This is a genomic window from Bradyrhizobium sp. 160 (assembly GCF_023073735.1).
In the GTDB taxonomy this organism is placed as follows: domain Bacteria; phylum Pseudomonadota; class Alphaproteobacteria; order Rhizobiales; family Xanthobacteraceae; genus Bradyrhizobium.
The window spans coordinates 164451-188583 of sequence record NZ_JADPKD010000034.1; the positions used below are offsets into that span (position 1 = coordinate 164451).

Annotated in this window: 22 protein-coding genes and 3 riboswitches; of the genes, 4 read left to right on the forward strand and 18 right to left on the reverse strand. The window is 66.7% G+C overall.

Features of this window, described 5'->3' with window-relative positions:
* Positions 1-119: 119 nt before the first annotated feature.
* Complete coding sequence (locus IVA98_RS14625) at positions 120-1553, reverse strand: PepSY domain-containing protein (RefSeq protein WP_247306064.1); 1434 nt, start codon at positions 1551-1553, stop codon at positions 120-122.
* 12 nt (positions 1554-1565) lie between these two features.
* Positions 1566-3923 (reverse strand): TonB-dependent receptor, encoded by a 2358-nt coding sequence (locus IVA98_RS14630; protein WP_247355147.1) that lies wholly within the window; start codon positions 3921-3923, stop codon positions 1566-1568.
* Positions 3924-4039: 116 nt separating this feature from the next.
* Positions 4040-4241, reverse strand: a riboswitch (cobalamin riboswitch).
* Between the two features lie 72 nt (positions 4242-4313).
* Between IVA98_RS14630 and IVA98_RS14635 the strand changes: the two genes are divergently transcribed.
* Positions 4314-4886: a histidine phosphatase family protein gene (locus tag IVA98_RS14635; RefSeq protein WP_247306069.1), complete on the forward strand. Its 573-nt coding sequence runs from the start codon at positions 4314-4316 to the stop codon at positions 4884-4886.
* Between the two features lie 6 nt (positions 4887-4892).
* On the opposite strand, the gene cobT is transcribed toward IVA98_RS14635, so the two are convergent.
* The 8 genes from cobT to cbiT all read right to left on the reverse strand — a co-directional run bounded on the left by cobT (position 4893) and on the right by cbiT (position 12092).
* Positions 4893-5945, reverse strand: coding sequence for a nicotinate-nucleotide--dimethylbenzimidazole phosphoribosyltransferase (cobT, locus tag IVA98_RS14640; protein WP_247355148.1), 1053 nt, complete (start codon positions 5943-5945; stop codon positions 4893-4895).
* A gap of 10 nt (positions 5946-5955) precedes the next feature.
* Positions 5956-6705 (reverse strand): precorrin-6A synthase (deacetylating), encoded by a 750-nt coding sequence (cobF, locus tag IVA98_RS14645; RefSeq protein WP_247333505.1) that lies wholly within the window; start codon positions 6703-6705, stop codon positions 5956-5958.
* 45 nt (positions 6706-6750) lie between these two features.
* Positions 6751-7428 (reverse strand): energy-coupling factor ABC transporter permease, encoded by a 678-nt coding sequence (locus tag IVA98_RS14650; protein ID WP_247306076.1) that lies wholly within the window; start codon positions 7426-7428, stop codon positions 6751-6753.
* 37 nt (positions 7429-7465) lie between these two features.
* A riboswitch (cobalamin riboswitch) is annotated at positions 7466-7686 on the reverse strand.
* A 45-nt stretch (positions 7687-7731) separates the two neighbouring features.
* Positions 7732-8463, reverse strand: coding sequence for a uroporphyrinogen-III C-methyltransferase (cobA, locus tag IVA98_RS14655; RefSeq protein ID WP_247306079.1), 732 nt, complete (start codon positions 8461-8463; stop codon positions 7732-7734).
* Complete coding sequence (locus tag IVA98_RS14660; RefSeq protein ID WP_247306081.1) at positions 8460-9767, reverse strand: cobyrinic acid a,c-diamide synthase CobB; 1308 nt, start codon at positions 9765-9767, stop codon at positions 8460-8462. The genes cobA and IVA98_RS14660 overlap by 4 nt, the downstream gene beginning before the upstream one ends.
* Positions 9767-10549 (reverse strand): precorrin-4 C(11)-methyltransferase, encoded by a 783-nt coding sequence (cobM, locus tag IVA98_RS14665; RefSeq protein WP_247306083.1) that lies wholly within the window; start codon positions 10547-10549, stop codon positions 9767-9769. The genes IVA98_RS14660 and cobM overlap by 1 nt, the downstream gene beginning before the upstream one ends.
* Complete coding sequence (locus IVA98_RS14670; RefSeq protein WP_247306085.1) at positions 10546-10914, reverse strand: cobalamin biosynthesis protein; 369 nt, start codon at positions 10912-10914, stop codon at positions 10546-10548. Before IVA98_RS14670 ends, cobM begins: the two co-directional genes overlap by 4 nt.
* A complete protein-coding gene (cbiT, locus tag IVA98_RS14675; protein WP_247333501.1) occupies positions 10911-12092 on the reverse strand; it encodes a precorrin-6Y C5,15-methyltransferase (decarboxylating) subunit CbiT in 1182 nt (393 codons plus the stop codon). The genes IVA98_RS14670 and cbiT overlap by 4 nt, the downstream gene beginning before the upstream one ends.
* On the opposite strand from cbiT, the gene IVA98_RS14680 reads away from it, so the two are divergent.
* A complete protein-coding gene (locus tag IVA98_RS14680) occupies positions 12091-12837 on the forward strand; it encodes a cobalt-precorrin-6A reductase (RefSeq protein WP_247306090.1) in 747 nt (248 codons plus the stop codon). The genes cbiT and IVA98_RS14680 overlap by 2 nt on opposite strands.
* Here IVA98_RS14680 and cobJ read toward each other — a convergent pair.
* From cobJ to IVA98_RS14715, 7 genes are read right to left on the reverse strand one after another with little or no spacing between them, the layout of a single operon-like run.
* Entirely contained in the window at positions 12813-13547 is a 735-nt protein-coding gene (cobJ, locus tag IVA98_RS14685; protein WP_247306093.1) for a precorrin-3B C(17)-methyltransferase, read from the reverse strand. The two genes, IVA98_RS14680 and cobJ, sit on opposite strands and share 25 nt — an antisense overlap.
* Entirely contained in the window at positions 13544-14275 is a 732-nt protein-coding gene (locus tag IVA98_RS14690; RefSeq protein WP_247306095.1) for a precorrin-2 C(20)-methyltransferase, read from the reverse strand. The genes cobJ and IVA98_RS14690 overlap by 4 nt, the downstream gene beginning before the upstream one ends.
* A 2-nt stretch (positions 14276-14277) precedes the next feature.
* Complete coding sequence (locus tag IVA98_RS14695; RefSeq protein ID WP_247333500.1) at positions 14278-14907, reverse strand: precorrin-8X methylmutase; 630 nt, start codon at positions 14905-14907, stop codon at positions 14278-14280.
* Entirely contained in the window at positions 14907-16070 is a 1164-nt protein-coding gene (cobG, locus tag IVA98_RS14700; protein ID WP_247306099.1) for a precorrin-3B synthase, read from the reverse strand. The genes IVA98_RS14695 and cobG overlap by 1 nt, the downstream gene beginning before the upstream one ends.
* Positions 16067-19315 carry a cobaltochelatase subunit CobN gene (gene cobN / locus IVA98_RS14705; RefSeq protein WP_247306102.1) on the reverse strand — a complete coding sequence of 1083 codons (3249 nt, stop codon included), beginning with the start codon at positions 19313-19315 and terminating at the stop codon, positions 16067-16069. The genes cobG and cobN overlap by 4 nt, the downstream gene beginning before the upstream one ends.
* A complete protein-coding gene (gene cobW / locus IVA98_RS14710; protein WP_247306105.1) occupies positions 19315-20349 on the reverse strand; it encodes a cobalamin biosynthesis protein CobW in 1035 nt (344 codons plus the stop codon). Before cobW ends, cobN begins: the two co-directional genes overlap by 1 nt.
* Positions 20346-20720, reverse strand: a complete 375-nt coding sequence (locus tag IVA98_RS14715; RefSeq protein ID WP_247306107.1) for a DUF1636 family protein — start codon at positions 20718-20720, stop codon at positions 20346-20348. Before IVA98_RS14715 ends, cobW begins: the two co-directional genes overlap by 4 nt.
* 92 nt (positions 20721-20812) lie before the next feature.
* Positions 20813-21033: riboswitch (cobalamin riboswitch) on the reverse strand.
* A 40-nt stretch (positions 21034-21073) separates the two neighbouring features.
* On the opposite strand from IVA98_RS14715, the gene cobO reads away from it, so the two are divergent.
* Positions 21074-21709, forward strand: a complete 636-nt coding sequence (cobO, locus tag IVA98_RS14720; RefSeq protein WP_247306109.1) for a cob(I)yrinic acid a,c-diamide adenosyltransferase — start codon at positions 21074-21076, stop codon at positions 21707-21709.
* Between the two features lie 12 nt (positions 21710-21721).
* Positions 21722-23170, forward strand: a complete 1449-nt coding sequence (locus IVA98_RS14725) for a cobyric acid synthase (protein WP_247333497.1) — start codon at positions 21722-21724, stop codon at positions 23168-23170.
* Here IVA98_RS14725 and cobD read toward each other — a convergent pair.
* Positions 23159-24124 carry a threonine-phosphate decarboxylase CobD gene (cobD, locus tag IVA98_RS14730; protein WP_247306113.1) on the reverse strand — a complete coding sequence of 322 codons (966 nt, stop codon included), beginning with the start codon at positions 24122-24124 and terminating at the stop codon, positions 23159-23161. The two genes, IVA98_RS14725 and cobD, sit on opposite strands and share 12 nt — an antisense overlap.
* Positions 24125-24133: the final 9 nt, after the last annotated feature.

Here is a 24133-nt window from a genome sequence, read left to right on the forward strand (position 1 = left end):
GATCTGGATCGGACTTCGCGCGTCCTGGCAGGCGCCGCCGCGACACGGCGCATCGTGCGCAGCCCACGCACCGCTGATCTGCAGATCCCTGCCGTATCGAGGCGCCCTTGCGCCTTAATTCAGGCTGCCAGCGAGGACCGCAAGCGCCGCCAGCCGATGACGATGCCGGTGAGGGAGAACACCAGCCCGAGGGCACAGAGCCCGACGGTCACGACGTCGCGCAACCGCGGATGCGAGAGCAGGACCGGGAAGTCGAGCGTGTGCAGTGCGCCGTAAAGCCAGCGGTAGGCGCGCCGCGACGGATCCAATCTTTGCAGCACGCCGCCGTCGGCGCCATCGACGTCGAACCAGTCCTCGCCGCAGAACGAGCGGTAGACCGGTGCACCCGGCATCATGGATCGGGCGGGATAGTCGTCGTTGTCAGGAAGGACGGATGGTGGAGCGCAGCCGTCTGCAAAGCGCCCGGTCAGCCCCTGAATCTCGTGCACGTCAAGGAATCCCGCCGGTCCATCGCGCGGCCCATCCCCTCTCCTGATCAACGTCTGACGGCCGAGCGCCACCCGATCGCGCCGATAGACATTGCCGTTGAAGGCGAACCATTCGGCCTCGCGAGCCAAAGAAGATATCGGCCAGCCATCGAGCGATGAAGCGTCCCGCCAATCCGGCGCTGCGTTCACTAGGCCGGCCTCTGTCGGGGTCAACTGCCCGCGCGAGAACAGTCGGCCGTGGTCCATCGAGAGCCAGCCACTGCAGATCCAGGTCAGCACGAAGACCGTCGCTGCCAAGCCGATCAAGTGATGCAAGGCGTGCCAGCCACGGTAAGGCGACGAGATTTGCCTCTTGCCAATCCTGATCCGCACAATCCCGAGCACCGCGCCCAGTACAGCCGCGATCAGAGCCAGCAACGATAGCGACCACACCAGCCGATCCCACAGCGCCCAGTTGCTTCTCAGAACGGTCGGATAGATCCAGTGCAGCACACTGCCGACAAGATTCCAGCCGCGCTCGCGCCGTGTCGTATCCAGGACGATCTCACCGGTGAGCGACGAGACGTAGACTTCTGTCCCGGCGGCGTCACCGAGGGCCACGCGAAACAAGGGTCGATGGCGATCAAATCCGTTCGGTACGCTCCACTGATCGACATCCGCACGGCCGACAATCCTCGCATGCGAGGCATCGATCTCGCGCTGGCGCGCATGAGCCTGCGCAATAGCCAGTGCGACATCGGCGGATTTCACCGACGCGTCGTTCCCGTCGGCCGCGCGGATTGCGCGCTGACGCGATGGACCCGAGACGATGTAAACCGCGCCGTCGCTTCGCTGGATCAGCCGAACGCGCGTGGCATCCGCGATTCCGCTCGCGGCAACGGCGCCGGCAACCGGTATTCTCGTCTCTTCGCGATCCAGCGGCACGAGTCCGGCAAAGCGTTCCGCCTCCGTCAATGACGGGAACGGAACGAAGTGCATCACGATCCCGGTCGCGAACCACATCGCGAACAGCAGGCAGAAGGCGATCCCGAGCCAGCGGTGCAGCAGGACGATCGCACTCATCATCCGTCTAACACCTCACCATTTGAACGCCGCGGAGATTTCGTAGGTCCGCGGCGCGCCGAGCAGGATTTGGTCGGGGTAGAACGGATCGCCCCAGATCGCATACCGCTTGTCGGTTATATTGCGGACGCGGAAGATCAAGCGAGCCTGGTCGACCGCATTGAACACCGTCTTGGGGATGTCGACGAAGGCATAGACGTCGGCCACAGTGTAGGCCTTCATCGTCACCACGTTGGCATCGGTGTTGTAGCGGTCGCCAACGTGACGGCCGGTGATGCCGAGCTCCACCTGCCAGGGCGTGAAGAACCGATACGACGCGCCGGCGTTGGCCACGATGCGCGGCACGTTCGGCGGCATATTGCCGGTGAACGAGCCGCCCACGAAATTGTAGTCGGCGTAGCGAGCATCGACATAGGCGATGTTTCCCCAGAGACGCAGGGGCTCGATCGGGCGCACGGACGCCGCGAGCTCCACGCCCTTCGACTCCTGTCGTCCGGCGATATTCAACTGCATGCCGCCGGCCGCGGCGTAGACGTTCTTGCGCACGATGTCGTAGGCGGAAAACGACCATTCCGCCCTGTTGTCCCAGAACAGATGCTTGACGCCGGTCTCATAAGTGCGCGCGGTCGTCAGTTCGAGCGGCTGGGTCGGCCCGAGCAGAAAGATGTTGGTGGCGGAGACATCGGCGCCGGTGGCGTACTGGCTGAAGAAGGTCAGACCGGGCACGGCCTCCCAGGTGTAGCCGATGCGACCGGTGACCGGCGCCCAGTCTTTCGTGAACGGAAAGCCAGCCTTCTCCAGGCCGTTCTTATCGATCGAGTTGCGGTCGAGCCCGATATGCTCGACGCGCAGGCCGCCGACCAGTGCGAAGGTACGTGTCAGCTTCAGCCGGTCCTCGAACGACAGCGCCTCGTTGTCGATGCGCGCGGTTTGCTGCTGGATCGTGAGCGGGCCGTAAAAGCCGCGGTCGGGATTGACCAGCGAAACGGAATCGCCTGGGAAGTTTGCCGCACCCGGCCTGACGAAATCGAGATAGCTTGACGACAACGTCGTGACCAGCCGGTTGTCGAAGCCTGCAATGTTCGTGTCCCAGATCAGGTCGGTGATGTTGCCCACCAGCCGCTGGCTGTGCGCGACATAGAAGCGTTCACGATCGACCATGTTCGTCGTGGAATTGAACGCCTCGATCTCGTTGTTGAACCAGGTCCGTTCTGCACCGTAGCCATAGGCCTGGCTCTTCAGCGTCAGGTCCGGCGCGAGCTTCAGCTCGAAGCCACCGCGCAGCCACACCTCCTGCGCGGCGTTGCGATTGTCGAGGACGTTGTAATTGGTGTTGAAGGTGCGGTCGTCAATGGTGACGGCGCCGAGATTGCTTCCGTTGTAGTTGGAGACGTAATTGCCGGAGACGATCCCCGTCGTCGCGTGCGAGCCGCTGAAGGCGATCGGCACCAGCGGCGCGCCCCAGTAGGCTTTGGAGCGATCCTCCCTGTATTCGATTGCGCCCCAGATCTTGAGTCTGTCCGAGATGCGGTAATTGAGCTGGCCGGACGTGCCGAACGTCTTGACGTTGGTGTCGTCGGCAAAGCCGTTGAGGGTGGAACGGCTGATGTCGACGCGATAGTCCAGGCCCTGCACGTTGGTGCTGCCGCCCGAGCCGTAGTGAACGCGGAACGAGTTCAGGGAATCCCAAGAGAAATCAGCCTCGTTCCGGACCAGTCCTGTATGCGGCTGCTTGGTGACGAAGTTGATGGCGCCGCCGGCAGCGCCCTCGCCTGATATCAGCGAGGCCGGACCTTTCAGGAATTCAACAGCCTCCAGATTGGTGGTGTCTACGATCCGCGAGGTCATGTTCTGCGGACCGATCTTGATGCCGTTGTAGAGCGTGTTGATCTGGCTGTTGGTGAAGCCGCGCATGGAGAAGGCTGAAGGTTCAGCCGGATTGTCGCCGGAGGTGACGCCGACCGCGCCCTGCGCCACTTCGGAGACAGTGCGATAGCTCTGCTCGCGCATCGTCTCGGCCGAGATGACTTCGACGGTCGCCGGCGTTTCACGCACGGTGAGGCCGAGCCGCGAGGCGCTTTCAGCCACGGCATTGCTGTTGAGCGGCGTTGGTGCCGCGGCGGCCGGCACGACAGGCTTTGGCGCTGTGGATGCAGTCGCTGGCCTGCGCGCCGTTGCACGGCGGGCGCTCGGCGCCTCCCGGCCCGCCGGCTTGGCCTGCTTGCGGGATTGGGCGGGCGACACCTCGACCGGCGGCAGCGACTCGCGGACCTGCTGCGCCAGGGCGGCAGATACATCGACGGCGGCCAGTGACGTAAGCGCCGCGGAGGCAAGCAGGAAGCGGTACGGTCGTATAAAACGGAGAGAAGACACGGTTTCGAAACCTCGGTATGACGTCAGTGGCACGTCACAGCGAACGAGGTCTCACCTTTGGCCTGTCAGCCCTTCGATGAAGCCGAATGTCTGTACTCCCCGACCGACATCTTCGCGTGTGACCACGGCTGACGGCAGGTCTCCTGGCTCGCGGGTCGTGACCGCTTCGTCGCCTTCCCGGGACCGAGGACCCAGTGGCTTCTGACGAAGGATTCACCGCTTACAGTTGCGGGGGCAGCCGCGGCATTGGGGACGAATTCCCCGCACCGCATTCCCTTTTCATCCCCTCTCGGGGAAACCGTCGCCAGCATCTAGGATTACGATCAAGACAGAGTCAATGTGCAAGCTGCGGCGTTATTGCCACAGCAACCAACTTCCTTGGAGACGAGCATGGAAGGCGAGACCTTCCTTTGGCTGATACGGCATGCGCCGGTCGATGGCGTCACAGGGACGATCCATGCCGCCGATGCGCCGGCCGATCTTCGCGATCGCGCGCAGCTAGAGGCGCTGCGGCAGTCTCTGCCGAGAGGCGCGGCGAGCCATGCGAGCCCAGCGCGGCGCACGATCGAGACCGCGCATGCGCTGGGACTCACGCCCGAGCTGATCCCCGAATTCGGCGAACAGGATTTCGGCGCATGGACCGGGCGTCGGCATGACGAGATCGGCGCGGCCGGGGACGAGGCCTATGCGCAATTCTGGAGCGATCCGGCGCGCGAACGTCCGCCGGGCGGCGAGAGCTTTGCGGATCAGGTCGCGCGCGTCCGGCTTGGGCTCTCGCGGATCAGCGCGGGCTCCGCAACGCTCGTCGTGCATTCCGGCACGATCCGCGCCGCGCTGTGCATCGCGCTGGATCTGACGCCGCAGGCCGCCTTGCGCTTCGTGATCGATCCGCTGTCGCTCACCCGGATCGACCGGCTCGCCACTGGGTGGCGCGTCGTCTCCGTCAATCAGCGGATGGCCTGAGCCCGATCAGGCCGGGCGATCCGGCACATTGGCTTGCGCAAAAGTCGCCATGCCGTTGTGGAGCGCGCAAGCCGACCGCACCAGCGGCAACGCGATCGCAGCGCCGGAGCCCTCACCGAGCCGAAGACCGAGGCTGATCAGCGGCTGCACGTTCAGCGCACGCAGCACCAGCCGATGCCCCTGCTCCGCCGATTGATGCGACGGCAGCAGGAACGGTCGGCACGAGGGGTTGATCTGCACCGCCACCAGCGCCGCGACCGACACGATGAAGCCGTCGATCAATACGGGAAGGCGGCGTTGCGCCGCCGCGATGATAGCGCCGCAGATCGCCGCGATCTCGAGACCGCCGACGGCACACAAGATGTGTTCGGACGAAGCGCCCGCAATGCCATGGCGCGCAATCGCGGCATCGATCACCCGCGCCTTGTGCGCGCGGCCGGCCGCGTCGATACCGGTGCCGCTGCCCGCGATCTCCTCGGCGCTGATGCCGAGCAGGCTCGCCGCAATGGCCGCCGAGACCGTGGTGTTGCCGATGCCCATCTCGCCGAAGATCACCAGATCAGGCCGGCCGACTTCCGCGCGTGCAACCGCGCGCTGCCCGGCTGCGAAGGCGAATGCCAGTTCCGCAGGCTCGAGTGCAGCTTCCACGCTGAAATCGCGCGTGCCGCTCCGCGGCTTGTCGGTGACGACGCCCGCCATCTGTTCCTGCGCCAGCGTTCCGGCGTCGACCACCTCCAGGCTGGAACCAAGCTCACGCGCCAGCACCGAGATCGCGGCGCCACCGGAGGCAAAATTCGCCATCATCGCGATCGTCACTCCTTGCGGATAGGCAGACACGCCCTGCGCGACGATGCCGTGATCGCCGGCGAAGACGATGATCGGCACGCGCGCGGCGCGAGGAGATTCCGTCGCTTGCAGGCCCGCAAGCTCGATCGCCAGTTGCTCAAGCCGGCCGAGCGCGCCGGTCGGCTTTGTCAATTGCGTCTGCCGCGCGATCGCTGCCTCGCGGTGCATCGCGGAGATGTCGGGACACTCTTGGTAGACCCATTCGGGGAGCATGCTGCCTCGCTTAACGCGTGCGCTTGAGAATGTAGCTGTCCATGATCCAGCCATGCCGCTGGCGCGCCTGCTGCCGCGCAGCGACAATACGCGGGCCGATTTCGGCCAGCGCACCGGACATGACGATCTGATCGGGCATGCCAAGATAGGCGCCCCACCAGATGTGGAGACCAGCCGGATCGAGCGACTGGAACGCCGTGCCGCCGTCGAGCATCACAGCGACGGTATCGACCCCTTGTGGCCAGCCGCCTTCGCGCAAGCGCCGCCCCGTCGTGACCAGGAATGGCTCGCCGATATCGTTGAGCGGCAGCGCATGCGCGGCGCACAGCGCCTGGATCGAGGTGATGCCGGGCACGACCTCGATCGTCGGCAACGGATGGAGCCGCCGCGCAATGCGCAGCGAGGAATCGTACAGCGAAGGATCGCCCCAGATCAGCAGCGCGACCTTGCCCTCGCCGCCGAGATGATTTGCGATGGTTTGCGACCAGGTTGCCGCCACGGCATCGTGCCAATCGTCCACGCCCTTGTGGTAGTCCGCCTCAGTCGTGTCCCGCACTGGCAAGTCGAACTCGGCGATGCGCGTGCTCGCGCTGGTGAGCACATCCGCGCAGATCGTCCGCCTGAGATCTGCGAGATCAGATTTCGCCGTCCCCTTGCGCGGGATCAGGACGAGATCGGCGGCGTTGATGGCACGGGCCGCGGCGCGCGTGAGCTGCCCGGGATCGCCGCAACCGATGCCTATTAAGGAAAGCGTGAGCATCGCGAGCGCGAAGGGCGGCCGCACCGGCCGCCCTTCGCTTGTCTCTCAAGCGCCGTTATGAAGGCGCGGCGTGACGAGGCCGGGCGCGGTGACACCGCGCAGCGACTTCGCCAGCGCCAGCACCGCGAGATCGGCGAGCGGCTCGATCACGATGACCAGCGCATAGGATGCCGCAAACGCCGCGATGTTGGCGAGGTTGGTCGCGCCGAAGCCGGAGCCATAGAGGGCCCAGAACGCCACCCAGGCGACGATGCCGGACTGATAGGCGGTCGAGAGCGCCAGCGCCTGGCGGTATTGCAGATCGACGTAAGCGGTGTTGCGCGGAATGATCCGCGTGGCCAGCGCCTGAATCGCGAACAGCGGCACCAGGAGTGTCGTGATGTTCATGCCGTATTGCGGCAGGTCGGTCGGCACGAAGAAGACGCCCTGGAGCAGCAGCCCGAACGCAAGGCCGAAGGCGGCGGGCGCAGCACCGAACAGCAGGAACAGCGTCGAGCCGAGGATGAAGTGCACCTCGGAGACGCCAACCGGGAAGTGCGGCAGCACCTGGAAGAAGCTGAAGACGAGGCCGGTGGTGGCGAGCGTGCGCGTCGCGAACGAGCCGATGCCCTGCTCGCGCACGGTCCCCACGGCGAGCTTCAAGGCAACGCCGCCTGCGGCGATGCCGGTTGCGTAACTCAACACGAGCTTGGCGCCCGTCACGATTCCGGGTTCGATATGCATGGCTCAGATCCTTCCTGCCGTCACACCCGACGGCCTTGGCCTCAAAACGTGCAGGGCCGGTCTCCTGGCTCGCGGTTCACTTGCGGTTCTCCGGCCTTCCCGAGCCTTGCGGCCCAGTGGCTGATCGGAGCCCCTCACCGCTTACAGTCGCGGGGGCGGCTGGGGATTTGGGCGCCGCAACTGGGTCCGCCCGCCCCCATTCCCGATTATGCTCCGGCGCTTTGCGCCGCGTCGAGCACCATGCCTCTCCTGTGTGCCCCTTTCGCGAGCCGGGCGTCAAGGGGCCAAGGGCGGCCGCGGCCATCATGACAGATCGTCTCCTGCCAGCGCCCCGAACAGGATGACGGCGGCGGTGGAAGCGGCGCCGCCGCGGGCAAGCTGCTCGGCAAGCTCGACAATGGTGGTGCGCACCAGCCGCTCGTCGGAACGGCCAAGAGATTCCGCAAACAGCGCCGGCGTATCTGCGGCGAGGCCATGCTCGATCAATTTTGCGGCAAGGGCCGGAAAGGTGCGCCGACCCATATAAACCACGGTGGTTGCCTCCGGATCTGCCAGCGCCACCCAATTCAGGTTTTGCGGCAGCTCGCCGGTGACGTCGGCCCCGGTCACGAACTGCACCCGCCGCGAGGTGTGGCGCCGGGTCAGGGGGATGCCGGCTTGCGCGGCGGCGACGCAGGCGGATGTGACGCCGGGAATGATCTCGTAGCCGATGCCGGCCTCGCGCAGCGTCTCGAGCTCCTCCTCGAGCCGGCCAAAAATGCCGGCGTCCCCAGACTTCAGCCGCACCACGCGCGCGCCAGTTGCGGCATAGTCAACCAAGAGGCGGTTGACGTGGTGCTGCTTGGTCGAGGGCCGCCCTGCCCGTTTGCCGACCGCGACGAGATTGGCGCCGGGACGGGCGAGATCGAGGATCGCGCCGGAGGCAAGATCATCATAGAGCACGACGTCGGCCTCGCGCAGCCGTGCAGTCCCCTTCACCGTGAGGAGTTCGGGGTCGCCGGGGCCGGCGGAGACGAAACTGACAAAACCGCTCACCGGTCCTCCGCAATCAGATGGAAGAACGTGCCGGTGGCTTGGCCCCGCCGCGAGCCGGTCTCGGCAATGACCGCGCCGGTTGCGTCGTGGACCACGGCCAGCGGCGTGTCGGGCTGGGCGATGATCGTCGAATAATGGAACTCGTGGCCGCGCAGGCGTGCGCCGGCCCGGTGCCCCGGCATCGGCGTGGCCAGTTCGGCGAGACGATAGCCCAGATGCATGCGGCGCTTGGCAAAGCTGGTCTCCAGGCCGAGCAGCCCCGCCATCTCATGGCGCACGCCATCGGCATCGGTCAAAGCGGTCCCCAGCACCATATAGCCTCCGCATTCGCCGTGGACCGGCCGTGTCTCGGCGAAGGACCGCACGCCGCTGCGAAAGCGTGCGTTGGCCGCGATCTTGCCGGCATGAAGCTCGGGATAGCCGCCGGGCAGCCAGCAGACATCGGCGCTCGCGTCAGGCGGTTCGTCGGCCAGCGGCGAGAACGGCACGATCTCGGCGCCGGCCGCGCGCCAGGCCTCCAGCATGTGCGGATAGACGAAGGAGAACGCCGCATCGCGGGCGAGCGCAATGCGCTGCCCGGGCGGCGTCACGTTCAAACCATTGCTCGCTGCCGGCGACCAGTTGGCGGCCGCCCGCAGCACCGCATCGAGATCGACATGCTCGGCAACGAAGCGCGCGGCCTCGTCGATCAGCTTGCCGATCCCGGCCTGCTCCTCGGCCTGCACCAGGCCGAGATGGCGCTTCGGCAGACCAATCTCGGCATGGCGCGGCAATGCGCCGAACACGGCGATGCCGGCGTCTCTCAGCGCGCGACGCACGAGATCTTCGTGGCGCGGGCTGGCGACACGATTGAGCACCACGCCGGCAAGGCGCACGCCAGGGCGGTAGTCGCGAAGGCCCGCGGCAATTGCTGCCGCGGTCTGCGCTTGGCCGGAGGGATCGATCACCAGCAGCACGGGCCAGCCCAGCATCTCGGCGATGTCTGCGGTGGCGCCGGTGCCGGAGACGCCGCGCGCGGCGACGCCGTCGAACAGGCCCATCGAGCCCTCCGCGAGCACGACGTCGGCATCCGCGCCGCGGCTGACGAGATGCGCGATCGCCCCGCGATCCATCGCCCAGCTATCGATATTGACGGAGGCCCGTCCCGTCGCCGCAGCGTGAAAGGCGGGATCGATATAGTCGGGCCCGCTCTTGAAGCACTGCACGTTCAAGCCGCGATTGCGCCAAGCGCGGGCGAGCGCCAGCGTCAGCGTGGTTTTGCCGACCCCCGAGGCCGGTGCGGAGATGACGAGACCTGCCGCCATCAGGACGCCTCCGGGAAGCGCGGCTCGGCGCCAACCGGCCGATAGCGGCGATCATAGTCGGCGGCATAGAGGCGGCTCTCGTCAAAATCCGTGGCGTTCAGCGTCCTGCCGACCAGGACCAGCGCGGTGCGCTCCATCTCGCTGCCTACAGCCGCATCGAGCGTTGCCAGTGTGGCACGGACGATGCGCTGGTCCGGCCAGCTCGCGCGCCAGACGATCGCGACCGGGCAGTCTGCGCCGTAATGCGGCGTCAGCTCGGCGATGAGCTTGTCGAGCAGATGGATCGACAGATGGATCGCGAGCACCGCGCCCGTCGCGGCGAACGCAGCAAGCTTCTCGCCCTCGGGCATGGCGCTGGCCCGGCCCGGCGTGCGCGTCAGCACGACCGTCTGGGCGAGACCAGGCAGCGTCAGTTCGGTCTCCAGCGCAGCGGCAGCAGCCGAGAAGGACGGCACGCCCGGCGTGACCGAATAGGGAATGCCGAGCGCGCGCAGGCGGCGGAGCTGCTCGCCCATCGCCGACCAGATCGAGAGATCGCCGGAATGCAGACGGGCGACGTCTTTGCCGTCCGCGTGCGCGGCGACGATCTCGGCGATGATCTCGTCGAGCGACAGCGGCGCGGTGTTGACGATCCGCGCGCCCGGCGGGCAATGCGCCAGCACACCCGCCGGCACAAGCGAGCCGGCATAGAGACACAGTGGAGAGGCGGCGATCAGGTCGCGGCCGCGCAAGGTCAGCAAATCGGGCGCGCCCGGGCCGGCCCCGATGAAATGCACGGTCATAAGCCGTCTCCTTCCGCAATCGCGGCGGTCGCGGTGCGATCCTGCGAGACAACCCGCCTCGCAATCAGCCGCGCGCGAGGGCCAGCCGCGGCAAGCGCCGCGGCTTCGGCGACTGATCCCGTGCCGAACTTTTCCGCAATAAGCTTCGACTGCGTCGGCGTGTCGACGCTCGCAAGCACATCGGCAGGAACAGCCTTGATCGGCACACCGCATTCGCGCGCGAGCTGCTTCAGCGCTTCGGCATCGGCCTTGTCGCTGACGGTTGCCACCGCAGCAAGGCCTTCGAAACCGCCGGTGGCCAGCAGCGCCTCGCGCAGTGAAGCCAGCGTCACATCCTTCTTGAATCCGAGCCCGGCAACTTTCATCGGACCACACTCCATTGCACCACCGGCCGCGCCGCCTCCCATGACCGGTAGCGGCCGAGTGGGGCTGCATGCGCGATCTCCACCCGCATCAGCTCGCCGCCGTGGCGCTGGTGCAGTTCGCCGAGCAGCGCCTCTGTCTCCAGCGTCACCGCATGCGCGACGAGCCGCGCCCCAGGCGCCAACCGCGACCAGATGGCGTCAAACATCGCGCCATCGAGGCCGCCGCCGACGAAGACAGCGTCCGGCGCGTCCAGCGCTGTCAGAGCATCGGGTGCTTCGCCCGCGATGACCGTGATCCGATGCTCCAGTCCAAACGCGGCCGCGTTGCTGCGGATGTTTGCAGTTCGATCATCACGCGCCTCAATGGCCACCGCCGTTCCGCCGCACAGCGCCCACTCGATCGAGATCGAGCCCGAACCGGCGCCGATGTCCCACAGCGTCCTGCCGGGACACGGCGCCAGCGCCGAGAGCGCCAAGGCGCGCATCGGCCGCTTGGTGATCTGGCCGTCGTGAGCGAAGAGATCGTCCGGCAGGCCCGAACCGCGAGACAGCCCCTGCCCGCCCTTCGCCTCCAGCGCAACCGCAACGAGGTTTCCGGACGAAGCGCGCGTAAAGCTGTCAGCGCGATACTCTCTGACGCTTTCATTCGGCCCGCCAAGCGCGGCGAGAGTCCAGAATGCGGAAGGGCCCCAGCCGCGCTCGGTTAGCCAGTTCGCGAGATCGCCGGCCGCTTTGCCATTACGGACGAGACAGATGATCCGCGCCCCGTGCGCCAGATGCTGCACGAGACGTTCGAATGGCGCAGCGTGAAGTCCAAGACAGATCACCGATTCCAGACGCCAGCCAAGCCGCGCGGCGACGAGCGAGAACGTCGACGGCGCGGAGTGCGCAATCCACTCGCCAGCCTGCAGCTTGTCGGCAAGACTTGCACCGGCGCCATGCCAGAACGGATCGCCTGAGGCGAGCACGACCGTCGGCCGGCCGCGACAGCTCAGCACCATATCTGCATCGAACGGCACCGGCCACGGACGGCCGCGGCTGCCAACTTGCGCAAGCGCAAGATGACGCTCGCCGCCGAAGACGGTTTCTGCCTTGGCAAGCGCCTTTCGGCTTGCTTCGGACAGCCCGGCAAGGCCATCTTCGCCGATACCGATGATGGTCAGCCAGGGATCAGCCATGATGCGCGCCCTCGTTCTGGGCGGAACAGCCGATGCGAGCCTGCTCGCCGCGGCGATCGCGCGCGCGGGCATCAAGGCCGTCTATTCCTATGGCGGTCGCACCCGCACGCCCGCCGATCAGCCGCTGCCGACCCGCATCGGCGGCTTCGGCGGCGTGGGCAGGCTTGCCGAATACCTTCGTCGTGAAGGCATCACGCATGTGGTCGACGCGACCCACCCCTTCGCGGCGGAGATGAGCCGCAATGCGGTCGAAGCCTGCGCGGAGACGGGCACGCCATTGATTGCGCTGGAGCGCGCGCCCTGGACCAAAGCGCCTGGCGACAACTGGATCGAGGTCGTCGACGTCAACGCCGCCGTCGCGACGCTGCCCGAAAGGCCGGCCAAAGTGTTCCTCGCGATCGGCCGCCAACACATCGCGCCATTTGCGATGACGCCGCAGCATCGCTACACGCTGCGTTTCGTGGATCCGCCCGAAACAACCCTGCCCTTTCCGGCCGACGTGATCGTGTCGCGCGGGCCGTTCACGCTTCATAGCGAGCTGGAGCTGCTGCGGGGGCGCGGGATCACTTGGATCGTTGCCCGTAATTCCGGCGGAGACGGTGCGCGCGCCAAGATCGATGCGGCCCGCATGCTCGGCCTGCCCGTGATCCTGATCTCGCGACCAAACCTGCCCGAGCGGTTGCGGGTGGAGAGCGTTTCCGAGGTTATGCAGTGGCTCGGTCATCGGACCTGCCTCGGCGCATAGACCCAGCGGCCGACGCGGCGCGTCTGCGAATTGCCGACGATCACCAGCGTGCGCATGTCGGCCATCTCGGGTGTCGCTTCGTTCAGAGCGACGGTCTCGATCTCTTCATCGGGCGCGCTGATCGAGCGGGCAAAGATCATCAGGCGCTCGCCGCAACCGGACTCCTTCAGCACCGCAAGCGCGCGGCCAAATCCCTCCGCTCGGCTCGCCGAACGCGGATTGTACATCGCAATGGCAAAATCGGCCTCCGCCGCAAGCCGCAGGCGCTTCTCGATCACCGCCCAGGGCTTCAGATTGTCGGAAAGATTGATCGCACAGAAATCATGGCCGAGCGGCGCGCCGGCGCGGGCGGCCGCCGCCAGCATCGCGGTGATGCCGGGCAGCACGCGAATCGGCAGCTCCCGCCATTGCGGAGCCTGCTCGAGCGCCTCGAACACGGCAGAGGCCATCGCGAACACGCCGGGATCACCGGAGGAGACGACGACCACGTGGCCGCCTTCGGAGGCAAGCCGCAAGGCTTCGCTTGCGCGCTGCAGCTCTTCGCGATTGTCCGACGGGTGCAGTGTAAGCCCCGGTCGCGGCGAGACGCGGGCGACATAAGGCGCGTAGCCGAGAATATCGGTCGCGGCCGCGAGCGCGGCGGAGACTTCCGGCGTCACCAGCGCGTCACTGCCAGGGCCGAGCCCTGCGATGGTCAGCGTACCCGTCATTCGGCGGCGTCCAGGTGCCGGCCCTTGCCGTGCACCAGCACGATCGCGAAATAGGGACAATCGGCGGCATCGACTTCGGCGAGCCGCGCGATGCGCTCGCCCGGCATGGTGCCGCGCTCGACCAGCCAGGCATCGTCCAGCCGGCCGGCGGATGCAAGCGCGCGGCGCACCTTTGCAAGATTGCGGCCGGTCTTCATGATGACGAGTGCATCGGAATCGCGCATGCGCCGCTCGAGTTCGTCTTCGCCAAGCGTCCCCATCAGCACCGTCGTCACATCGTCGCCGAGCGCAATCGGTTGTCCCACGCCGTTCCAGCAGCCGACCATGCCGGGAATGCCCGCGATCACCTCGATCTCGACGCGGCCCTGCAGGCGCGTGTGCAGATGCATGAAAGAGCCGTAGAAGTAGGGATCACCCTCGCAGAGCACGACGAGGTCGACCGCGCGCGAAAGCCGCGCCAGGCGCTCGGCCCATTCGTCATAGAAGCCGGCGAGCAGATGGACATAGTTGGGGCTGTCGAAGGCGATCTCGGTCGTAACGGGATATTCCATGGGGTATTCGGTGACGTCGGCGGCGAGCATGCCCTCGACGATGCTGCGCGCCTGACCCGGCCTTCCCTTCTTGCGGAAATAGGCGACGTGCCTGGCACCGCGCACCATGCGGTCGGCGCGCACGCTCATCAAATCCGGATCGCCGGGGCCGAGACCGCAGCAGATGATGCGTCCCATGACTATTCGCTCCCGCTCGCCAGCGCGTTCACGGCGGCAACCGTGATCGCGGAACCGCCGAGGCGGCCTTCGACCGTCAGCGCAGGTGCCGGCGGATCGGCCATCAGCGCGGCCTTGGATTCGGCGGCACCGACGAAGCCGACCGGACAGCCGATGATCGCCGCGGGCCGCGGGCAATCGCGGTCCTCGAGCATGTTGAGGAGATGAAACAGCGCAGTCGGCGCATTGCCGATCGCGATGATCGCGCCGCCCAGATGTGGCCTCCACAGCTCCAGCGCCGCAGCCGAGCGCGTGTTGCGCATGGATTGCGCCAGCGCCGGCACGGTGGCATCACCGAGTGTGCAGATGATCGGGTTGGCCGCAGGAAGTCTTGCGCGCGTGATTCCTTCCGAGACCATGCGCGCGTCGCACAGGATCGACGCGCCATTCTGCAAGGCCGCGCGCGCAGTGGCGACCATGCCGGGCGTGAAGCGGATATGCGCCTCAAGGCCGACCATGCCGGCGGCGTGGATCATCCGCACCACGACCTGCTCCTCGTCCGGCGAGAAGCGCGCAAGATCAGCCTCGGCGCGGATGGTCGCAAAGGACTGCCGGTAGATCGCCGCGCCGTCGGTTTCGTAACTGTGCGGCATCAGTGCCCTCCCACCAGAATGGAGGGATCGCTGACGATGTCATCGCGGTTCAGGCCGCGCAGAGCGGGCTCATCGCGGGCCGATCCACCGCGCACGAGATCGAATCCGGCACCGGTCGCAACCAGCGTCACGGCGGTGGCGCCGGAATGCGCACAGCCCTTGGCGCAGCCAGAGACGTGAAGCCGCGTATCGGGTGCAATGCGCGGCGCGAGCGCGGCGGCGAGCGCGCGGGTGTCGGCATGCGCCTCGCGGCAACGCGGGGCGCCGCTGCAGGCGATGACGCGCAGCGCGGGATCGTAGGGTTCGGTGATGAGACCGGCCCCGTTCGGCATCGCACGCTTGCCCTCGCTCAAGACCATCCGCCATGGCGTCATGCGCAGGGCATCTCCGCAACCGGCGAATTGATGCAGCGTCGTATGCAGCATCTGCCCGAATGCGACCCCGACCATGGCGCCCTGCGGATAATGTCCGGGCTGCAGCGCAGCCATCACGGGGGCAGGTTCGGTCTCGCCGCGCAAGGTCCCCGGCAATGCCGCACCGGAAGCGATGTGGGCCGCCATGCGCCCTCGCCCGCTGCGGACCCCGCCGGAGGTAATGAACCAGTCTGCGAGCGCGAGCGCCGTGCTCACGACGCCTCCGCGTCCGACGCAACGACCGAAGCTCGCACCATCGGCGCGCACGAGAAGCCGGCCCGCACGATCGCGCTCGATGCGCACGTCGGCGGAGTCGCCGGCGAGCACGCGCGAGGTCCCGTCATCGATGGCGAAGCCGAATTTTGTGGGCAATTCGAGCGCGCTGTCGGCAAGCGCCTCTTCGAGCTCGGCGGCGAGCGCCTGCGTGTCGTCGCCCTCGTTCCAGAACGGCGTTACCAGGATGTTGCGCCGGGATTCGATGTCGGCATCGGGATCGAGCAGCGCCAGTCGCGCAAGGCCATCGAGCAGCGGACCGTGGCTTTCGTCCCTGACACCTCTGATCTGGAGGTTGGCGCGGCTCGTCACGTCGAGGAGACCATTGCCGAAGCGTTCGGCCAGGTCAGCAAGGCCGGAAGTCTGTGCCGCTGTAAGGCGACCGCCGAACGGGCGCACGCGGACCACGAGCCCGTCGCCCGATTGCATCGGCCGCAGCGCGCCGGGACACCAGCCCTTGACCGCGGAAGCGCTCATGAGGCCTCCTTCAACGCAGCGGCGATCGAATTGCGGCGCGTCCGCCAGAGCGAGGCGTCATGCAACCGCATGAAGCACGTCTCCATTGCTGCGAGCGCCGCCGGATTTTCGCGCGTCATGAAAGCGCGGACGTCGGCGTTGCCAAGCGTCGCGTCATAATAGATATCGAACAGATGCGGCGGCACGGCGCCGGCGAGATGCGCGAAGGCGGCCATGTGCTCGAGCGTCGCGGCGATCTCGGCCGCGCCGCGAAACCCGTGGCGCATCATGCCGGCGATCCAGGCGGGATTGGCCGCGCGCGCACGGACGACGCGCGAGATTTCCTCGGTCAGCGTGCGCGCGTGCGGTTGCTCGGGACGCGTCGTGTCGATGTGATAGAGCGATGGTCCTGCCGCGCCGAGATGTGCCGCAGCTGCGGCGACCCCCGCTTCATGCGCAGCATAGTCCGCGGCGAGCAGAAGATCGGTCTCTGGCAGATCCTGGACATGGACGAAGGCATCGGCGGACGCAAGCCGCGCCTCGATGCCAGCGCGATCCGGCTTGATCGCGCCATCCGCCGAGAACGCAAAGGACGATGCCGACAGCCACGCTTCCCCGGCGGCATCACGCGTTTCGGGCGTGAAGGTACCAGGGATCGCTGACAAGCCGACGCCGTATTGTCCGGGCCGCGGCGCAAAGACACGTGAGGCACGGTGGCGATAGGGATTCTCCTCGCCCTCTTCGTCGCGGTTTGCGAGAGCCTCGGACGCAGCCTCGAACAACTGCGCCAGACCCGAAAAGACGTCGCGGAACAGGCCGGATACGCGCAGCGTCACGTCGATACGGGGGCGGCCGAGCTCGGCCGGCGCGATGATGTCGTAGCCGGTGACGCGGCCGGAGGCGTGGTCCCAGTGCGGCGCAAGACCGGCCAGATGCAGCGCCATCGCGAACTCCTCGCCTGCGGTGCGCATCGTCGCCGAGCCCCAGAGATCGACCACGAGCCCCTTCGGCCAGTCACCATGATCCTGCAAGTGACGGCGCAGCAGCTCTTCCGCGAGCTTGATGCCTTGCGCATGCGCCGACGGCGTCGGCACCGCGCGCGGATCGACGGCGAAGAGATTGCGCCCGGTCGGCAGCACGTCCTGGCGCCCGCGATAAGGCGAGCCCGACGGCCCCGGCGCAATGCGCTGCCCCGAAAGCGCGGCGCGCAAGGCGTCCCGCTCCGCGTCGCCGCAGGCGCCGCGGCCGAACACGTGCAAGCCGTCACCGAACTGGCTTTCCTTGAGGTCGCAGACGAAACGATCGATCCGTGGAATCGCTTCGGCTGGTGTGGCCGATGCATCGAGGCCAAGATCGTCTTCGAGGCCCGCGGCACGGGCTTCGTCGCGGATCGCCGCGATCAACCGCTGGCGGCGGGCGGGGTCAAGACCATCGGCAGTGGAATATTCGTCCAGAAGTCGTTCGAGCCGGCGCAAGCCCTCCGGAACGACGGATGCGGCAAGAGGCGGCGGCAGATGGCCGATCGTGACGGCGCCGACGCGCCGCTTGGCCTGCGCAGCCTCGCCGGGATCATTGACGATGAAGGGATAGATGACCGGCAGATCGCCGATCAGGGCTTCCGGCCAACAGCTCGATGACAGCGCCACGGATTTGCCGGGCAGCCATTCCAGCGTGCCGTGCGCGCCCATATGCACGACGGTGTCACAGCCCTGCTCTCGAAGCCAGAGATAGAACGCAACATAGGCATGGCGCGGCGTGCGGGCGAGATCGTGATAATCGACATCGCGCGTGGTTGCATCGCCACGCTCGGGCTGAACCGCGATGATCGACTGGCCGCACCGAATCGCGGCGAAGTGGAGCGCGCTGTCGCGACAGCTCGGATCATCCTCCGGCGCACCCCAAGCTTGTGCGAGATCATCCTGCAATGCTTGCGGCAGACGCGAGAGCGCCGTGCGGTACTCAGCGACGCTCCAGGTCAGCTGCTGCCTCAGCAGCGTTTCGCCGAGCGCATGAACTGGCGCGGCATCGAAGCCCGTCTGCGCGAGGTCGGACAGCAAGACCTCGACGGACGCCAGCGCATCGAGACCAACCGCATGCGCGATCTGGTGTGGACGGCCCGGGTAGTTCGAAAGCACGATCGCCAGACGCTTCTTGGCGACGGGCGTCTCGGCGAGCCGCCGCCAGGCCGCAACCCGTGCGGCGACGGCCTTCACCCGCTCCTCGTCAGCGCGATGCGCAAGATGGGAGAACTGCAGATCGGGATCGCGCTCCGCAGCGGCTTTAAAGCTCACCACGCCCGCGAACAAGCGGCCATCGACCTCGGGCAGCACCACATGCATCGCGAGGTCGCCCGGCGAGAGGCCGCGCAGCGAGGTAGCCCAATCCTCGCGCCGTGCCGTCGAGAGCGCAACCTGGAACACCGGACACTTGGCTACGTCGAACGGCGTCGTGCCATCGTCGCCTACGGCCGAGAACGCCGTCGCATTGACGATCGCCGCCGGAGGATTTCGCGCGAGATGCGCGCGCAGCCAATCCGCGACGCCTGCGGCTTTCAGCGAGGTGACGAAGACACCATAGGCACCAAAACCCTTATCGCGCAGCGCGGCGATCAAGGCATCGACCGGCCCGGTGTCCGCAGCGGTGAGATAGGAGCGATAGAACGTCACCAGCGCGAGCGGCTTCCCCTCGCCGCCCGCCGGCGCAGCAATGACGCCGCGCGCGGGATCATAAAATCCCGTCTCGGGCACATCCATTTCGCCGACGACTGGCCCGGCATAGAGGCCCGAGGCCAGCGCGAGCTGCGCGATCGCGGCTTGGGCCGCGACCGGGCCGCCGGTGTCACAGAGCACCTTGAGCCGGCGCAGGGTCGAGACCGGCAAGGTCGAATACGCGTCGAGCCGCGTATCGTCACGGCCGTCGGCCGGCAGCACGGCCAGCACGATGTTGCGGTCCTTAGCAAGTTGCTGGAGCGTTGCGAGACCATACGGCCAATAGGATTCACCGCCGATCAGACGTACCAGAATGCCACGCGCATGGGAGAGCGTGCGCTCGATATAGGTGTCCACCGAGAGCGGATGACGCAGTTCCGCAAGATTTGCGAGCCGCAGCGACGGCAGGCTGGTACGGCCGCGCCGCCAGCCGGCCGCAAAGGCGGCAAGGTCGGAATCCGAATATGAGAGCACCACGAGATCGGCCGGGTCCTGGCCGATGTCCCTTGGCGTCGCGGTCTCCTCAAGACCGCGGCTCTCGCGGAAAACGACGTGCATCAGGTTGCTAGCCCTGACCTGATCGCGGCCTCGTCAATATCGCCGTGCTCGCCAATCATGACGAGTTTTGATTGCCTGACACCTGCGCCCCAGGGCTTGTCGAACTGGTGGCGCACACGCTCGCCGACCGCCTGCAGCAAGAGGCGCATCGGCTTACCCGCGATTGCGATATAGCCTTTGACGCGCAGCACGTTCTGCTCGCGCGCCAGGCGCTGAACGGAGGCGACCAGCGCATCGATATCGGCAACTTCCGGCAGGTCGATCACGACGGAAGCAAAATCGTCATGCTCATGCTCCTCTTCGCCGTCGTGATGCGAGGGACGCGCGGCAAGATCGTTCTCGGCGGCGGCGCCGAGACCGAGGATGACGCGCGCATCGATCGCGCCGTCGGTGACGGGAAGCATCGGCACGCGGCGCGGCATCTCGGCGGTGATCGCCGCCTTGGCGGCTTCGATCCCAGCGCTGCCGGCAAGATCGGCCTTGGTCAGCAGCACGATGTCGGCGCAGGCGATCTGGTCCTCGAACACTTCCGACAGCGGCGTCTCGTGGTCGAGATTGTCGTCCGCCGCGCGCTGCGCCTCGACTGCAATCGGGTCCGGCGCGAAGCGGCCAGCAGCGACGGCCTCAGCATCGGCCAGCGCAATCACGCCATCGACAGTGATACGCGAGCGGATCTCCGGCCAGTCAAACGCCTTCAGCAGCGGTTTCGGCAACGCCAGGCCCGAGGTCTCGATCAGGATGTGATCGGGCTTCACGGGGCGCGCCAGCAATTGCTCCATGGTTGGAATGAAATCGTCGGCGACGGTGCAGCAGATGCAGCCATTGGCGAGCTCGATGATGTTCTCCTCCGGGCAATTGGCGGCAGCGCACGACTTCAAAATCTCGCCGTCGACGCCCTCGCTGCCGAACTCGTTGACGAGCACGGCGAGCTTCTTGCCGTCGGCATTGGCGAGCAGATGCTGGATCAGCGTCGTCTTGCCGGAGCCCAGAAAACCGGTGATCACCGTGACCGGGACTTTTGCGAGCGAATTCATTCGGCGGCCTCCGGCACGACGGCGATGGGGGGAATGCGGGCAAGCGACTGCTTGCGGAAAATTTCGGGACGGCTGCGCCAGGGCACGAGGCCATCGGGCGCGGCCGCATAGGCCGCAGCGCCGGCGACCACGTCGCGCGCATTCGTCTCCGACAGGCGGCCATAGACATAGGACCAGCGGCCGGGCGCACTCAACGCGACCGAGCAGCCCTGGCTGCAGGCAGAGAGGCATTCGACCGGAACCACATTGACGCCATCGGGCACGCCGGCGCCCAGGATCGCGCCATGCAACCGCTTGCCCGGCGTGACGTCGCCTTCGCCAAGCGTCTCGCCGGCACGGCAGGTAATGCAGACGTGAAGTGTGACCGTCATCGCCTCTTCCAGAATAACAGCGGGAGGCGAAGAGGCGCACGAACCATTGTGAGAGGCCCGTTTCCCCGTCGCGGAACACCCCGTCCGCCGGTCCAAAATCGTCCGCGCTGGCAGGTCTCCCGGCTTGCGGAGCAGGGCTTTTGCCCTTCGATCCCCGCCTTCCCGATCCTGCTAGGGGTCAGTGGCTTCGGGCATCTCTCCGGTCACGGTCGCGGGGGCGGCTGCATTTTGGACCCAAATCTTGCCGATTCGGACCCTATCGCATTCCCTCTTCGCCTGTCATAGGACAGGAACCAGCGCAGGCCCACCATTTGCCGGTGGCCGCCACTTGTCAAGCCGAAGGACCGGGTACGATGACGCCTGAACCGGATATCCAAACGGGCGAGGAAACCGACGCCCGCCACGCCGCCAAAATGGCGAAGAAGAAGGCCGCCCGCGACAAGATCATGGCGACCAAGAGCGGCGAAAAAGGCCTCGTTATCGTCCACACCGGCGCCGGCAAAGGCAAGTCGTCCTCGGCCTTCGGCATGATCGTCCGCTGCGTCGCCCATGGCTTGCCCTGCGCGGTGGTGCAGTTCATCAAAGGCGCCTGGGACACCGGCGAGCGCCGCCTTCTCACTGGCCATTTCGGCGACCTCTGCCAATTCCACGCCATGGGCGAAGGTTTCACCTGGGAGACGCAGGACCGCGCCCGCGACATCGCCGCCGCGCGCGCCGGCTGGGACAAGGCGAAGGAGCTGATTCGCGACCCTGCGTTGCGCATGGTCGTGCTTGACGAGATCAACATCGCGCTACGCTATGATTATCTCGACGTCGCCGAGGTGGTCGAATTCCTGACGACGCAAAAGCCGCCGATGACGCATGTCGTGCTCACCGGGCGCAACGCCAAGGACGAACTGATCGAGATCGCCGATCTCGTTACCGAGATGACGCTGGTCAAGCATCCCTTCCGGTCCGGCATCAAGGCGCAAGCCGGCGTCGAGTTCTGATACGATCTCGCCATGGCGCGCGCGCTGATGATCCAGGGAGCCGGCTCGGACGTGGGCAAGTCGCTCATCGTCGCCGGCCTTGCGCGCGCTTTCACGCGGCGCGGCCTGCGCGTGCTCCCTTTTAAGCCGCAGAACATGTCGAACAATGCCGCCGTCACCATCGACGGCGGCGAGATCGGCCGCGCCCAGGCGCTTCAGGCGCTCGCCGCTCGCGTCGAACCGCACACCGACATGAACCCGGTGCTGCTCAAGCCGGAGACCGATGTCGGCGCGCAGGTCATCGTCCATGGCAAGCGCATCGCAACCGCGCGTGCGCGTGATTATGCGGCGATGAAGCCCTCGCTGATGGGCGCCGTGCTGGAGAGTTTCGCGCGCTTGAAGACGCGCGCCGATCTTGTGCTGGTCGAAGGCGCGGGCAGCCCGGCCGAGGTCAACCTGCGCAAGGCCGACATTGCCAACATGGGCTTTGCGCGCAAAGCCGACGTACCGGTCGTGCTGGTCGGCGACATCGACCGCGGCGGCGTCATCGCCCAGCTCGTCGGCATCAAGACGGTGATCGACCCCGACGATGCCGCGATGATCCGGGGCTTCGTCATCAACAAGTTCCGCGGCGATCCCACGCTGTTCGACGACGGCTACCGGCTGATCGAAGCGAAAACCGCATGGCGCGGCTTTGGCGTGCTGCCCTGGTTCGCGCGCGCCAGCGAGCTGCCGGCCGAGGACGCGCTGGGCCTGCGTGACGCGCGCAAGCCGGGCCAATGCAAGATCGCCTGCCTCGCCCTGTCGCGGATCGCCAATTTCGACGATCTCGACCCGCTCAAGCTCGAACCCGGCGTCGATCTCGTCATGGTGCGTCCGGGCGAAGCAATCCCCGGCGATGTCAGGCTGGTCATCATCCCCGGCTCCAAATCCACCCGCGGCGATCTCGCCTTCCTGCGCGCACAGGGCTGGGACATTGATGTCGTGGCGCATCACCGCCGGGGCGGCCATGTGCTCGGGCTCTGCGGCGGCTATCAGATGCTCGGACACAGCGTTGCCGACCCTGATGGCATCGAGGGACCTGCGGGCGACACGCCGGGTCTCGGGCTGCTCGACGTGACAACGGAAATGAGCGCGGAGAAGACGCTGACGCGGGTCGCGGCCGTGCATGCCGCCACAGATCGGCCGATCGAGGCCTACGAGATCCACATCGGCCACACCGACGGGCCCGATCGCGCGCGGCCATTTGCGAAACTGAACGGCGAGCCGGAAGGCGCGATCTCGCGCGATGGCCGCGTCCAGGGCAGCTATCTGCACGGCCTGTTCACGTCGGATGATTTCCGCAAGGCATATCTGGCAAAGCTCGATATTCCCGCGGGTAACGAGCCCTATCATGCCAGGATCGAGAGCGCGCTCGATGCCCTCGCCGATCACATCGAAAGGCACCTCGACCTCGAAGGCCTGCTCGCGTTAGCGCGCTAGCACCTCGGCAAGGCGCGTCCATTCGGATTCGCTGCCGGGAAGCCCGAGGCGCAGCCATGCCGGCTCTCGCGCGAAAACGCGCGACCAGATCTGGGCGCGCGCGAGCTTTTCCTGCGCGGCCAGCGCGTTAGGTGTCTGGTAAAGACGAAACAGCGGCGTGCCCCCGATAAGCGTCCAGCCTTGCGACTGCGCCATGGCGTCGAGCCGAACACAATCGCGTGCGAGCCGCGCTGAGGTAGCCTCAGCCCAGGGATCGTCGCGCAAGGCGCGACAGCCGATTGCGATCGCCGCTCCCGAGACCGGCCATGGACCCGACATCGACGCAAGCTTGCCGATGTCCGCCGCATTGCCAATTGCAAAGCCAAGCCGAAGGCCGGCAAGGCCATAAAACTTACCGAACGAGCGCAGGATCAACAGCCCTGGCCGATCGGCTTCCGAAGCAAGCGACAGCTGCGGAACGGCGTCGGCAAAGCTCTCGTCGATCACGAGACGGCCGACGCGCGGCAGCAATGCGAGCAGATCCTTCGGCATATGGCGCCGGCCATCGGGATTGTTGGGATTGACGACGATCGCGAGGTCTGCGCCGGCCATCGCGTCAAATTCGCCGGCCTCCTGGACATCCCAGCCCGCGGCCGACAGGACCCCGGCATATTCGTTGTAGGTCGGCGCGAGAATGCGCGCGCGGCCAGGCGCCGCGAGCTGCGGCAACAATTGAATGGCGGCCTGCGCACCGCCCATCGCGACAACAGGTGCGCTCGTGCGGTAGGCGTACTGCGCGGCCTGATGCAAGGCATCGATTTCGGCGCGCGACGGCAACGCGCCCCAGGCGCGCGTGCTTACCTCGCCTACGGGATAAGGCAGCCGGTTGATCCCTGTCGAGAGGTCGATCCAATCCTCTGCGCGTCCGCCAAAACGCTGCTGGGCCAAATCGAGATTTCCACCGTGCTCGCGCATCCCCCGTTC

Coding starts and splice junctions, on each gene's coding strand:
- IVA98_RS14625 (WP_247306064.1), bottom strand. CDS start 1,553: ATGATGAGTGCGATCGTCCTGCTGCACCGCTGGCTCGGGATCGCCTTC.
- IVA98_RS14635 (WP_247306069.1), top strand. CDS start 4,314: ATGGAAGGCGAGACCTTCCTTTGGCTGATACGGCATGCGCCGGTCGAT.
- cobT (WP_247355148.1), bottom strand. CDS start 5,945: ATGCTCCCCGAATGGGTCTACCAAGAGTGTCCCGACATCTCCGCGATG.
- cobF (WP_247333505.1), bottom strand. CDS start 6,705: ATGCTCACGCTTTCCTTAATAGGCATCGGTTGCGGCGATCCCGGGCAG.
- IVA98_RS14650 (WP_247306076.1), bottom strand. CDS start 7,428: ATGCATATCGAACCCGGAATCGTGACGGGCGCCAAGCTCGTGTTGAGT.
- IVA98_RS14660 (WP_247306081.1), bottom strand. CDS start 9,767: ATGGCGGCAGGTCTCGTCATCTCCGCACCGGCCTCGGGGGTCGGCAAA.
- cobM (WP_247306083.1), bottom strand. CDS start 10,549: ATGACCGTGCATTTCATCGGGGCCGGCCCGGGCGCGCCCGATTTGCTG.
- IVA98_RS14670 (WP_247306085.1), bottom strand. CDS start 10,914: ATGAAAGTTGCCGGGCTCGGATTCAAGAAGGATGTGACGCTGGCTTCA.
- IVA98_RS14680 (WP_247306090.1), top strand. CDS start 12,091: ATGATGCGCGCCCTCGTTCTGGGCGGAACAGCCGATGCGAGCCTGCTC.
- cbiT (WP_247333501.1), bottom strand. CDS start 12,092: ATGGCTGATCCCTGGCTGACCATCATCGGTATCGGCGAAGATGGCCTT.
- cobJ (WP_247306093.1), bottom strand. CDS start 13,547: ATGACGGGTACGCTGACCATCGCAGGGCTCGGCCCTGGCAGTGACGCG.
- IVA98_RS14690 (WP_247306095.1), bottom strand. CDS start 14,275: ATGGGACGCATCATCTGCTGCGGTCTCGGCCCCGGCGATCCGGATTTG.
- IVA98_RS14695 (WP_247333500.1), bottom strand. CDS start 14,907: ATGCCGCACAGTTACGAAACCGACGGCGCGGCGATCTACCGGCAGTCC.
- cobG (WP_247306099.1), bottom strand. CDS start 16,070: ATGAGCGCTTCCGCGGTCAAGGGCTGGTGTCCCGGCGCGCTGCGGCCG.
- cobN (WP_247306102.1), bottom strand. CDS start 19,315: ATGCACGTCGTTTTCCGCGAGAGCCGCGGTCTTGAGGAGACCGCGACG.
- cobW (WP_247306105.1), bottom strand. CDS start 20,349: ATGAATTCGCTCGCAAAAGTCCCGGTCACGGTGATCACCGGTTTTCTG.
- IVA98_RS14715 (WP_247306107.1), bottom strand. CDS start 20,720: ATGACGGTCACACTTCACGTCTGCATTACCTGCCGTGCCGGCGAGACG.
- cobO (WP_247306109.1), top strand. CDS start 21,074: ATGACGCCTGAACCGGATATCCAAACGGGCGAGGAAACCGACGCCCGC.
- IVA98_RS14725 (WP_247333497.1), top strand. CDS start 21,722: ATGGCGCGCGCGCTGATGATCCAGGGAGCCGGCTCGGACGTGGGCAAG.
- cobD (WP_247306113.1), bottom strand. CDS start 24,124: ATGCGCGAGCACGGTGGAAATCTCGATTTGGCCCAGCAGCGTTTTGGC.